The sequence below is a fragment of the Arthrobacter sp. 147(2020) genome (genome assembly GCF_013116715.1).
Classification (GTDB): domain Bacteria; phylum Actinomycetota; class Actinomycetes; order Actinomycetales; family Micrococcaceae; genus Arthrobacter_D.
On record NZ_JABFOM010000004.1, the window covers coordinates 131,876 to 144,150 of the forward strand.

Annotated in this window: 9 protein-coding genes and 1 tRNA gene; 5 read left to right on the forward strand and 5 right to left on the reverse strand. The window is 63.9% G+C overall.

The features are described 5' to 3' along the window. Positions 1-253: 253 nt before the first annotated feature. From HMI58_RS04980 to HMI58_RS05000, 5 genes are all read left to right on the forward strand, one after another. Entirely contained in the window at positions 254-1,606 is a 1,353-nt protein-coding gene (locus HMI58_RS04980; RefSeq protein WP_171586474.1) for a branched-chain amino acid ABC transporter permease, read from the forward strand. An 11-nt stretch (positions 1,607-1,617) separates the two neighbouring features. Further along, positions 1,618-2,598, forward strand: a complete 981-nt coding sequence (locus tag HMI58_RS04985; protein ID WP_171586475.1) for a branched-chain amino acid ABC transporter permease — start codon at positions 1,618-1,620, stop codon at positions 2,596-2,598. Then, entirely contained in the window at positions 2,595-3,740 is a 1,146-nt protein-coding gene (locus HMI58_RS04990) for an ABC transporter ATP-binding protein (RefSeq protein WP_171618350.1), read from the forward strand. The genes HMI58_RS04985 and HMI58_RS04990 overlap by 4 nt, the downstream gene beginning before the upstream one ends. Continuing rightward, a complete protein-coding gene (locus HMI58_RS04995; RefSeq protein ID WP_171586476.1) occupies positions 3,737-4,477 on the forward strand; it encodes an ABC transporter ATP-binding protein in 741 nt (246 codons plus the stop codon). Before HMI58_RS04990 ends, HMI58_RS04995 begins: the two co-directional genes overlap by 4 nt. Positions 4,478-5,012: 535 nt before the next feature. Then, the gene (locus HMI58_RS05000; protein WP_225667900.1) at positions 5,013-6,428 is read left to right on the forward strand and encodes an HNH endonuclease signature motif containing protein; all 1,416 of its coding nucleotides are present in this window, start codon (positions 5,013-5,015) and stop codon (positions 6,426-6,428) included. A 469-nt stretch (positions 6,429-6,897) separates the two neighbouring features. Here HMI58_RS05000 and HMI58_RS05005 read toward each other — a convergent pair whose 3' ends face one another. The 5 genes from HMI58_RS05005 to HMI58_RS05025 form a co-directional block, all read right to left on the reverse strand. After that, positions 6,898-8,280 carry an ABC transporter substrate-binding protein gene (locus tag HMI58_RS05005; protein WP_171586477.1) on the reverse strand — a complete coding sequence of 461 codons (1,383 nt, stop codon included), beginning with the start codon at positions 8,278-8,280 and terminating at the stop codon, positions 6,898-6,900. A gap of 180 nt (positions 8,281-8,460) precedes the next feature. Beyond that, positions 8,461-8,536, reverse strand: a tRNA-Leu gene (locus HMI58_RS05010). 67 nt (positions 8,537-8,603) lie between these two features. Continuing rightward, the gene (locus HMI58_RS05015) at positions 8,604-9,125 is read right to left on the reverse strand and encodes an N-acetyltransferase (protein ID WP_171618351.1); all 522 of its coding nucleotides are present in this window, start codon (positions 9,123-9,125) and stop codon (positions 8,604-8,606) included. Positions 9,126-9,312: 187 nt separating this feature from the next. After that, entirely contained in the window at positions 9,313-10,749 is a 1,437-nt protein-coding gene (locus HMI58_RS05020; RefSeq protein WP_171618352.1) for an FAD-dependent oxidoreductase, read from the reverse strand. Positions 10,750-10,833: 84 nt separating this feature from the next. Then, positions 10,834-12,228 carry a S8 family serine peptidase gene (locus HMI58_RS05025; protein ID WP_225667898.1) on the reverse strand — a complete coding sequence of 465 codons (1,395 nt, stop codon included), beginning with the start codon at positions 12,226-12,228 and terminating at the stop codon, positions 10,834-10,836. Between the last annotated feature and the right edge of the window lie 47 nt (positions 12,229-12,275).

Here is a 12,275-nt window from a genome sequence, read left to right on the forward strand (position 1 = left end):
GGGGGATGATATACGTGTGTTTAACCTTACCAATGTCAACGGTTCACGGGTCATTTTGTTCCCCGGGCAGCACTGCTCGGGGCAGAGTTGTTACCTAATCGCTACCCGCCGGTAGCCGTTTGGGTATCAGGTGAAACATGGCGCGGGTAACATGAACTCACACTCGGTGACATGTGTCACAAGACACGTGCCCGCAAGCCGTCCTACCCCGCCGAACCCTCAGGCGGGGCAGACCCATAGCGAGGTTCATAACTTGATAACCCGACCGACGCCTGCGTGGATCAGGAGGCTGCTGGTTTTTGCGACCGGGCTCATAGCCGTCCTGCTACTCAGTGCCCCTGCTGCCCAGGGTTACCACCCGGGCACCCCCGCCGCACCCAGCGCGGTGGCATCGTCGTCCCTTCCCGCCGGCCAGATCGTGGCCCAGGAGTTTTCCGACCGGATCAGTGGTGTTCTCCGCAACGCCGATGGACCGCTCCCTGATGTGACCATCTCCGTTTCGGGCAACGGGTTCGACGGCGAAACCACCTCGGCAGCCAACGGATCCTGGTCGATCGGCGTGCCGGAACAGGGCGCCTACGAGGTGACCCTCGAGGTGGACACCCTCCCCGAGGGGACAGCCCTCGCCGAGGGCCAGGCCAACCCCCGGACGGTCACCTTCGCGGGAACCTCAAACGTCACCACCCTCTTCCTGTTCGGCGACGGAATCGTCGCCAACACCACCAGCTTCTGGGACACGCTCGCTGAGCGGACCCTGGCGGGTCTCAGCTTCGGCCTGTTGCTCGCCCTGAGCGCCGTCGGACTGTCACTGATCTTCGGCACCACAGGCCTCACCAACTTCGCGCACGGCGAGATGGTCACCTTTGGAGCAGTCGTCGCGTTCGGCTTCGCAGCCATCGGGCTGCCCATCTTCGTCGCCATACCGCTGGCGGTGGTTGCTGGCGCGCTCCTTGGCTGGGTGCAGGATGCCGGTCTGTGGAAGCCCCTGCGCCGGCGTGGCACTGGTCTTGTCCCCATGATGATTGTCAGCATCGGCTTGGCGCTGGCCCTGAGGTACATCATCCAGTTCAACTTCGGTGGTGCCACCCAGCAGCTGCCCGGCGCGCAGAGCGCGCGCCTGGACTTCGGTCCGGTGTCCATCTCGCAGAACAACCTGAACTCGCTGCTGATCTCCCTGGTGATCATCCTGCTGGTCGGGTTCCTCCTGCTGCGCACCCGGATTGGCAAGGCCACCCGAGCCGTGTCGGATAACCCGGCGCTGGCGGCAGCCTCGGGGATCGACGTCGACCGGGTCATCCGGATCGTGTGGATGGTCGGCGGAGCGCTCGCTGCCCTCGGTGGCATCCTGTGGGCGTACTACCGCCCGGGTGTCTCCTTCAACATGGGCCAGCAGATCCTGCTGCTGATCTTCGCCGGCGTCGTGCTCGGCGGACTCGGCACCGTGTTCGGTGCCCTTATCGGCTCGATCATCGTGGGACTGTTCGTCGAAATCTCAACCATCTGGCTGGAGGCGGACCTGAAGTACGTGGGAGCGCTCCTGATCATGATCCTGGTTCTTCTGTTCCGGCCGCAGGGTATCCTCGGCCGCAAAGAGCGCGTCGGTTAGGGGCTCACATCATGGATTTCGGAAATATTCTTGCACTCGCCTTCGGCGAAATGATCAGCCCAACCACCGCTGCCTACGCCCTTGCGGCACTCGGTCTGGCCGTCCACTTCGGCTACTCCGGCCTCCTGAACTTTGGCCAGGCCGGCTTCATGGCGGTGGGTGCCTACGGGTACGCCATCTCCACCCTCACGTTCAACGCTCCCCTGCCGGTGGCCGTCCTCGTCGCACTGACCGCTTCGGTGCTGTTCGCGCTCATCCTGGGTATCCCCACGCTGCGCCTGCGCGCCGACTATCTGGCGATCGTCACGATCGCCGCGGCGGAGATCGTCAGGTACATCGTCACCACCAACGGCCTCACCGACGTCACAGGTTCGGCCAACGGGCTCGCCAACTTCGAAAACGGCTTCTTCGCCCTGAACCCGCTCGCGCCGGGGTCCTACAACGTGGGTCCTATCTCCATGAATGAGCGGGACCTGTGGATCAGGATCGTCGGCTGGACCATCGTTGCACTGGCCTGCCTGACCGTGTGGCTGCTGATGCGCAGCCCGTGGGGCCGGGTCCTGAAGGGAATCAGGGAGGACGAGAACGCTGTCCGCGCCCTGGGCAAGAACGTGTACGCCTACAAGATGCAGGCACTCGTTATCGGTGGTCTCCTCGGCTCCCTGGCCGGCATGATCTTCACCCTCCCCCGTGGAGCGGTGCAGCCAGCCAACTACGCCACCGAGCTCACGTTCTTCCTGTACACCTGTCTGTTGCTGGGAGGGATGGCAACGGTTCTCGGACCGGTGATCGGCGCCATGATCTTCTGGGTGGTGCTGTCCCTGACCCAGGGGCTGCTGTACGGCGCCATTGAGATCGGCGCCATCACGTTCCTGTCCAACGTCCAGGCAGGGCAACTGCGGTACATCCTGGTCGGCGTCGCGCTGATGCTGCTCATGGTGTTTAGACCCCAGGGCGTCCTGGGTAACAAGAAGGAGCTGGCGTTCGCATGACCGAACCACGAGAGACGCAGGCGGTCGACTACATGACCGATTCCCGCGACATCACCACCGGCGAGACCGGGCCGGGGTGCCGTAAGAGGGATCCGATCCTGGTTGCGGAAAAGGTGACCCGGCACTTCGGTGGGATGAACGCCGTCGACGTCGAGTACCTCGAGGTCCCCCGCAACAAGATCACTGCCCTCATTGGACCGAATGGTGCCGGAAAGACCACCCTGTTCAACCTGTTGACGGGGTTCGACACCCCCAACAGCGGACAGTGGAAGTTCGACGACAAAAGCATCGCTGGCGTGCCGTCCTACAAGGTGGCCCGGATGGGAATGGTCCGCACCTTCCAGCTGACCAAGGTGATGGGCAAGCTGACGGTGATGGAGAACATGCGTCTCGGGGCGACCGCCCAGCCGGGCGAGAGCCTCGCCCGGGCGCTGTTCAAAGGGCTCTGGGGCAAGCGGGAGAAGGAGATCACCGAGCAGGCGGATGTCCTTCTCGCGAAGTTCAAACTCGACGCGAAGAAGGACGATTACGCTGCGTCGTTGTCCGGTGGGCAGCGCAAGCTGCTCGAAATGGCCCGCGCCCTGATGGTCAAGCCAGTTCTGGTGATGCTCGATGAGCCGATGGCTGGCGTCAACCCGGCACTCACCCAGTCCCTGCTGGATCACATCAAAAACCTGAAGGCCGAAGGTATGACCGTGCTGTTCGTCGAGCACGACATGCACATGGTCAGGCACATTGCCGACTGGGTGGTGGTGATGGCTGAGGGCAAGATCGTCGCTGAAGGTCCTCCGGAAGTGGTGATGAAGGACAAGGCGGTGATTGACGCCTACCTCGGCGCCCATCACGACGTCGACCTGGGTGATTCCAAGGGCGTCGAGATGCTCGAAGTGGAACTCGCTCAGGACGAGGAGTCGGTGGTTGGCACAGCCGACGCTGGCATCCTCGCCCATCCCGGTGGGGTCCATGCAGACGGTGCTCCTGCGGACAGCCCTGCGGGCGGTGCCCACGCAGCTGGTCCTGCGGACAGTGCTCACTCGGCTGGCCCTGCGGATGAACTGACAGACCCAACAGGTCCTTCCATCCGCGGCGCGCACGCTGCGAGCCCAGACACAGCACCGGATGACAAGGAGACCCGACCATGAGCGAGGACAACAGCACATCAGTAGTGAAGGTCACCGACCTGGTGGCTGGATATCTGCCAGGGGTCAACATCCTCAACGGCTGCAGCATCGAGGCGCGTTCCGGCGAGCTGATCGGCATCATTGGGCCAAATGGTGCTGGGAAGTCGACGCTGCTCAAGGCCATGTTCGGACTGGTGAAGGTCCACTCAGGCACGGTAGTGGTCAGGGACAAGGACATCACCGGTCTCAAGGCGAACAAGCTGGTCAGCCAGGGCGTGGGCTTTGTGCCCCAGAACAACAATGTGTTCGCGTCACTGACCATCGAGGAGAACCTTGAAATGGGCATGTACCAGCGCCCCAAGGACTTCAAGAAGCGGTTCGAGTTTGTCGCCGACCTGTTTCCCGAGCTGGGAAAGCGGCGTGCCCAGCGGGCCGGTTCGCTCTCCGGTGGTGAGCGTCAGATGGTGGCGATGGGCCGCGCTCTGATGATGGATCCGGCGGTGCTGCTGCTGGATGAGCCCTCTGCGGGTCTGTCCCCCGTCAAACAGGACGAGACGTTCCTGCGGGTGCACGAGATCAACCGCGCTGGGGTGTCGGTAATCATGGTCGAGCAGAACGCACGTCGCTGCCTCCAGATCTGTGACAGGGCGTATGTCCTCGATCAGGGTAAGGACGCGTACACGGGAACCGGTCGCGAGCTGATGAAGGATCCGAAGGTGATCCAGCTGTACCTGGGGACGCTGGCAGACACAGCGTAACCGGCGGGCTTCGTTGATGCCCGGTCAGGATCTCACTGGAGATCCCGACCGGGCATTTTCGTTGTCACCCGCCAGCCAGCCCCTCCAACCGACGCTCTCCCCTCCATTCCTCCCCGCGACGCCTGGTGGGGAGTTTTGCTGTGTCATCAGCGGAGTTCGTGGGTCTTCCCTGGAGGAGCCGGCACGTTGCTGTGGGAGGGGTGTCTCACGAGGCTTCGGGACCCAAAAGATTGTCAGAAAAAGTTTCAGCCAGATGCCCGATTTACCCCCAAAAAATGTCGGTGCTCGATGATGGACTAAGGGTATGAAAAGCAGCAATTCTTCTGCTTCGAGGACCGGATTCCCGTCCGCTCCTGACACCGGTCCAGCGCCCGACGGCGGCCGCACCCACGGTTCTCCCTCCGGGGCGAGGACTGCAGACTACGGCCCGGCCGGACCACTGGGTGAGCGCGCTGTGTGGTCCGCACCCGGCCCATCCCCTGCACCCGGCCCATCCCCTGCGGCTGACTCTCCCAAAGCATCCGACGTGGCCGACATGGCAGATACGGTGGCCGAGCCCTACCCAACCACCGCAGCAGCACCCGCAACCACAGCTCCAACCGGCCCCACTACAGCAACCAAGAAGGCCCTCCCTTCTGGCGAATCAGCTCCTCTTGGTGACTCGGTGTTGACGGGTTGGGTGTCTTTGTCCGCGTTGGTGGACTCGGATGCGTCGCAGACGCTTGAGGTGATGAAGGCTCTGGATGGGTTGCGGTCATGGGTTGATGCGCAGGAAGCCAAAGCGGTCACCCATCTGTGGGATTTGATCCGGACGGAATGCCCGGGAGTGGAAGAGGCAGCGCAGGACCTCGGCCGAACGCTGACGGCTACCGAGATTGGCGCGGCTCTGCGCCTGCCTGATCGGACCGCGGGGGCACTGATCGAGAACAGTGAGTTCCTGGTCCGGGACTACCAGTCGACCCTACGGGCCCTTGAAGACGGGAAGATCACCAGGCGTCATGCCGTAGCCGTGGTCGGCGAGGCGATCAGCATCCCCGACACGGCGCCCGGGGTGTGTGCCGGGTTCGAGGCCCAACTGATCGATCTGGCCTGTGAGCTGACGGTCGCGAAGTTCAGCTATCAGGCGGTCCGGTTACGCGAAACCCTGCACCCTGAATCGATCACAGTGCGGCGGCGCAAGGCTATCCAGGACCGGCGGGTATACGTCGCCCCGGACTACGACGGAATGGCCTGGCTTCATGCTTTCCTTCCCACTGAGCAGGTGGCCGGGATCTTCCACCGCGTCGACACGGCAGCCCGCCACCTCCAGGGCGCCGAGGAGTCACGGACGCTCACCCAGCTACGCACCGACGTCCTCATCGACGTCCTCACCAGTGCGGGCGCCACCGGCCACATCGCTGACGGCGACAGTAACCCCACTGGCCCGAAGGACAGCAGCGCCTTTTGGGGTGTTCAGGCGAAGGTGTTCGTCACCGTCCCGGTCTCCACACTCCTGGGCGGGGATGTGCCAGGGGAGCTGGAAGGCTACGGGCCGATTGACCCCGAGACGGCAAGGAGACTCGCCGGGCATGCCCCATCGTTCACCCGGATCCTTACCCACCCGTTCACGGGGGCGAGGCTTGGTGCTGATGCCACTACTTATCGGGTGCCGAAGGACCTGCAGGATGCGGTCAGGGTGAGAGACCGGACCTGCAGGCATCCCGGGTGTAACCGGTTGGCGGTATTCTGCGAACTCGACCACACCACACCCTGGTCACACGGCGGCAAAACCAGCTACGGCAACCTCGCCGCACTGTGCAAACGGCATCACAAGCTGAAATCCGAAGGCTTCTGGCACTACCGACAACCCGAACCTGGCATGATCATCGCCACCTCACCCGCCGGTCACACTTATGTCACCCGACCAGACCCACCACCAGCGCCACTCCCAGAAGAACCACCACCTTTCTAGCCAGAGACCCTGCTTTAGGCAGAGACCGACCCCATCCGCGCCGCGCATTCTTCCTCGTCGGTCCGGCTCCGGGAAGTCGTGGATCGAGGCGGTGCCCGTGACCAGAGTGCCTGTGACCAGAGTGCCTGTGACCAAACAACCGCGTCCTATTCCGCAACAACTCCCCATCCACGCACCTGGGCGCCACGTAGCGGAGCTTTCAGACAGCCCCTGCGCCCGGCAAGCCGCCCAACAGGGCAAGGTAACCTTTGATATCCCCAGGCCTCCTCAAGGGGCCTGTAGCCACTCCAGAAGCCCAGTAAGAAGCCCCAGTCCTCAAGTCCGCCCCGAGATAGCACGCCAGGGCCCTCCAGGCATAGCAAAACGGTCGTTGCTACCCCTGGACCAGGGGTAGCAACGACCGTTTGTGGTGCGAGTGTCGAGCTAGTTGTCAGCCGGGCTGGAGTTCAGCACGAGCTGACCCGTCCCTCTAGAGCTGTCCGGTTTCGGAGCGGCTCGGCTGTGGGATGTTGTCGCCGTCGAACGCGTAGATACCGATGAACGCTTCGGTAGGATCACCGTTCTCGTCGAACGTGATCGGACCGGAGATACCGTCGTAGTCGATGTCTTCGCCGTCGCGCAGCAGGGTGACGCAGGCGGCGAAGTCGTAGCACTTCTCGCCTTCGCCGGTAACGCCCTGCAGTTCGGCAGCGATGGCCTCGCCATCGGTGGATCCTGCAGCCTCAGCTGCCAACGCAACAACATTCGCTGCGTCGTAGCTTTCACCTGCGTAGCTCCAGCTGGTGAGAGCTGGATCGATCTCGAGCAGCGCTTCCTGGAACGCGTCACCGGTGAAGGGGCCAGGAATGGTGCCCTGTGCACCCTCCATGGTTCCTGGATCCAGATCAGCGCTGTAGTCGGCAGTGTTGCCGTCGACGAGGAAGAGGGTGCTTGGGTCAACACCCTGAGCGGTCAGAAGCGGCACAATGCTGGTTGCCTGGTCGAAGCTGATGACGACGATGGCGTCAGGCTCTGCAGCGACGACTGCGTCGACCTGGCTGCTGAACTGTGAGTCACCCTCGTTGAACATCTCGTTCGCGACGACCTGGCCACCTGCGCCCTCAACGGCCTCGCTGATGAAGCCCTGGAGTCCGGTGCCGTAGGCATCGTTCAGGGTGACCATACCGACGGTCTGGGCGCCACACTCCATGATGTAGTTGCCGAGCACGCGGCCCTGCAGCACGTCGGAAGGTGCGGTGCGCCAGTACAGGCCGTTGTCATCCCAGTCGGTGAAGTCGGGAGCCGTGTTGGCCGGCGAGATCTGGATGACTCCGGCACCGGTGATCTGGTTGATCACAGTGCGGGAAACACCCGAAGATGCGGCACCGATGATGGCGCTGACGTCCTGGGACAGCAGGTCAGTGACTGACTGGGTGGCGATGTCGGTGGTGGTATCGCCCGAGTCACGGTGGATGATTTCGACGTCCTGGCCGAGTACACCGCCTGCCTCGTTGATTTCCTGGACTGCCAGGTTTGTGCCGGCGATCTCGGGTGGGCCGAGGAACGCGAGTGCACCGGTGGTTGGCAGAAGCGTGCCCAGAGTCAGTGGGGTATCAGAAGTGGTGGTTGCCTCGGGGACAGCTGCGGGGTCACCCTTCGGGTTGGCCTCGGGGGCTTCCCCGCCCTGGCTCTCCGGGCAGCTCAGCCCGGTGGCGGCGGGTGCGGCTGAGGTTTCTCCGCCGTCTCCTTCAGGAGTCGATCCGCCGCAGGCAGATGCGAAGAGCGCGATGCCCAGCCCCAGGGCAGCGACCTTCGCTACGCGCGGTGCATTGTCTCCAATGCCAAACCGCACGGAGTTGCGTGTTGCAGTCATGTATTTTTTCTCCTCGACCGAAAGGCTTTGTGCGCCTTTGATGCGATCACCAGGTGTTCCTGGTATGTAGAAAAGCTAATGCAAAAAGGTGTCGAAACTAAGCAATTCCGGTCACATCCTTGTAACGCTCGCCACACAAGGATCGAACCCCTGCCGAATCAACAGCTTCGGGAGGGTCAGTGGTGCCCCAGGTCAGACTCGAACTGACACTGAACAGATTTTAAGTCTGGTGCCTCTGCCATTGGGCTACTGGGGCGGTAACGGGTTGATCGTCCCTTCCAGAATACGTGATCCTCCAGTACCCCGGGGGAGCCACCGCGTGCTCACAGCCGTGAGAACGGATCGGCGTAGACAAACTCGCCGACAGGAATCGTGACGCCACCGATTGCCCGAACCATGAAGTAGTCGCCCCAGGCCGGGTCGGGGGCCGCAACCCCGAGCCCCGTGGCAGGCTGGAACCCAAACCGGTGATAGAACCCCGGATCGCCGAGCAACGCGACCGATTTCTCTCCGAGCGCCTCCGCCCGACGGAGTGACTCGACCATCAGCGCCGATCCCACTCCGTGTCCCTGGGATGCGGGCAGCACCCCGATGGGTCCCAACCCCAGGGAGGGTACCGTCCCGATCCGTGCCCTCGTCGTGATGACGTAGCCGACCACCACGTCGTCCACCGTGGCAACCACCGAAAGATCCGGTACATAGTCTGCACCGGCCAGCAACTCACGGGTAAGACCCACTTCAACCGGCTCGGCGGACGGGTCCGACGGAACCCGGAACGCATTGGCCAGCAGGCCGAAAATCTGTTGACGGTCGGCCGGGGTCTCCGAACGGATGGTGAGGCTCACACAACCAACGCTAGCGGGTCGGGCTGCTGACCGTCAGTTCGAGTCCGCACCTCCCTCGCGCAGCGCACTGCGGCGAAGGAGTGGTTGCTCAGCGGAATCGGCTGGGTCCACAACACCGGCGGGCCCAACGACAACGGCGGCACCTGCCCCGAAGGACACGTACCGCCGTCAACGCCACTGAGGGTGGCTAGCTTTTCGCTGGTGCGCCGTAGGAGTCGGCTTTCGCTGCACCAGCACTGGCTGGTGCTTCAGCCTTCTTCGGCGGCGGGGTGGCCGCTTCACGGAACTGCCGCTTGGGCGTCTGCAGGTCCATCAGCTGGGTCGTGTCGCGCCCGAAGAGGAAGCTCAGGATCCAGTTCGAAACCACCCTGAACTTCCGCTCGAACATCGGCATCGCCATGCCGTGGTAGCCACGGTGTGCCAACCAGGCCGGGAGTCCGCGCATCCCGAAGCCCATAATGTTGGCGACACCCTTGTACTGGCCGAATCCGGCCACTGCACCGAGGTTCTTGTGCTTGTATTCCTTGACCCGGCCGACGCCGTTGTTCTGCGCGTAGATGTTCTTCGCGAGCAACTTGGCCTGCCGGACTGCGTGCTGTGCGTTGGGAACGCAGAACCCGCCAACGCCTCCACCGGTGAGGTCAGGTACTGCTGCGACGTCTCCAGCGGTCCAGGCGCCGTCGATGGGCCCATCGTCGCCGGTGATCCGGAGTTCAGCGTTGGCACGCAGGCGGCCACGCTCGTCGATTGGGAAGTCGGAGGACCTGACCATCGGGTTGGCCTGTACGCCAGCCGTCCAGATTAGGGTGTCGGTCTCAAACTCGTCCGCTGGGGTCTTGTCAGGCATGTTGATCAGCTTCAGGCGCCCGTCGACGGCGCTGGCCAGCGAGGTGTTCAGCTTGACCTGGATCCCGCGGGACCGCAGGTGCGCGACCACCCAGACAGCCTGAGGTTCGGTGACCTCGGGCATGATCCTGCCCATGGCTTCCACCATGACGAACCGCAGGTCGGCGTGCTCCAGGCGGTCGTTCTTCTTCACGGCCGCCCGGGCCATGTCCTCGATCTCGGTGATGGTTTCGATTCCCGCGAACCCACCGCCGACGACGACGAACGTCAACGCGCGGTCACGCTCGGGACCTGCGTCCATCAGCGAACCGGTTTCGATCCGCTCGAGGACCTGGTTGCGCAGGGCTACCGCTTCCTCAATGGTCTTCAGGCCGATGCCCTGGTCCTTCAGACCGTCGATCGGGAAGGTCCTGGTGATGGAGCCGGCGGCCATGACGACGTCGCGGTAGGTGAGCTCGAAAGGCTCACCCCCATCGGCAGGCGCAATAATCGCCGTGCGGCGCGAGTGGTCGATGCCGGTGACCTTGCCGGTAATCAGCTCGGTCTGCTTCAGGTGCGTGCGGTGGGACACCACCGCGTGGCGGGCCTCAATGTTGCCGCCAGCCACCTCGGGGAGGAACGGCTGGTAGGTCATGTAGGGCAGCGGGTCCACCAGGGTGACGATGCCACCGTGGGATTTGACCTTCTTCTGTAGCTTGTGGGCGACGTAGAGACCTACGTAGCCGCCACCGACTACAAGAATGCGCGGACGATCGGAGAACTGTTGATTCAGTGCCATGCTTCGATGGTACCGGACTTTGTGAAAATCTTCACTAACTAATGGTCGGACTAGATTCCTCGCCCCAGAAAGGCACAATCAGGGTCAGTCGTCGCTGGCGATCCCCTGGGACTTAGCCTCGGACTCCCCATTCGCGCTGTCCAGGGCAGCACGCCGAGCCCGCAGGACGGCGACGGTGCCTCCAGTCAGGACGACGAGGATCAGGGAGCCGAAACCGAGCACGATTGCTGCGGGCAGACCGCCCGAGGTCCCAGTCACCTCTTCGGCGACTGGCACCGCGGGTTCGGGGATGTCGACGGGCGTGGGTTCGGTGGTGGGCTCCGCCGGTTCGGGAGGTGGCGCGGGTTCTCCCCTGCGGTAGATCTGGATGAACTCGGCCATACTCCCGAGAAGGTTCTCCTCGGGCACCGCGATGTCGGCGTTCACTGCCGCGGCGACGTCGAGGATCCCGTAGCCGTAGATGGTGTCGCGCTCCCCGCCGTCGTCGCCAGCGTCCCGTGCCGTCAGGAGAATCCTGTTGACCACCTGGGCGGCAGAGAGGTCAGGGTATTGGGACCGGATCAGTGCGGCAGTGCCTGCAACGAGAGGCGCCGCCCCCGAGCTGCCGGACCAGTCCGCGTAGACCCCTCCGGGCAGGGCACCCACGAGGTTCTCGGCGGGAGCGGCGACGCCGATGCTGATGCCTTCGGAGGACGATTCGCGGCTCGCTTCGCCGTCGCGGTCCAGACCGGCGACCGCGAGGACCCCCGGCATGGTCGCCGGGGCGCCGACCTGCATTGAGCCGCCAGCGCGGTTTCCGGCGGCAGCAACGATCACCACATCGTTTTCCTCGGCATAGAGGAAGGCGTCGTCCCAGCTTTCCGGCCAGGTGGGCGAGGTGCTTCCCAGAGACATGTTGATCACCTGGGCGCCGTTGTCCACTGCCCACCGGACGGCGTCGGGAATCTGTTGGTCAATACTGATTCCAGCGGGGTTGGGGCCCTTGGTCGGACCCTCGATCCAGACCGAGACGGCTAGCAGGTCCGCCTGCGGCGCCACGCCGACAATCCCGTCGGAGCCGCGCCCATAGGTGTCTGGCCCGGTGGTCTCCACCGGTTCGGGTGACGGCGACTGGTCGCCCGAGGATTCGTCGTCGTCGGCGGATGGCGACGGGCTGGGAGGGGGGTCGGGCAGGTGCCCGCGCCCGGCCAGCAGACTGGCGACCAGGGTGCCGTGCTCCGACACCTCGCCAATACCCAGCTGGCCATCCAACTGTCCAGCACCCGAAACATCGGTTCCGCCCACCACAACGCCGTCGAGGTCGGGGTGCGATCCGTCGACGCCGCTGTCGATCACCGCAACGCGGACCCCCTCCCCCTGGGTGGTCTCCCACGCCTCGGTGATGCCGTAATCCTCCAGCCAGTACTCGCGCTCCCGCAGTTCATCGGCGTGAGCAGGGAACGCAGGCAGCAGCGCGGCTGCCAGTACCGCCCCGAGCAGGCAGGCCGTTGACCGCAGCCGGACACTCAGTGGACCGCGAGAGGGAG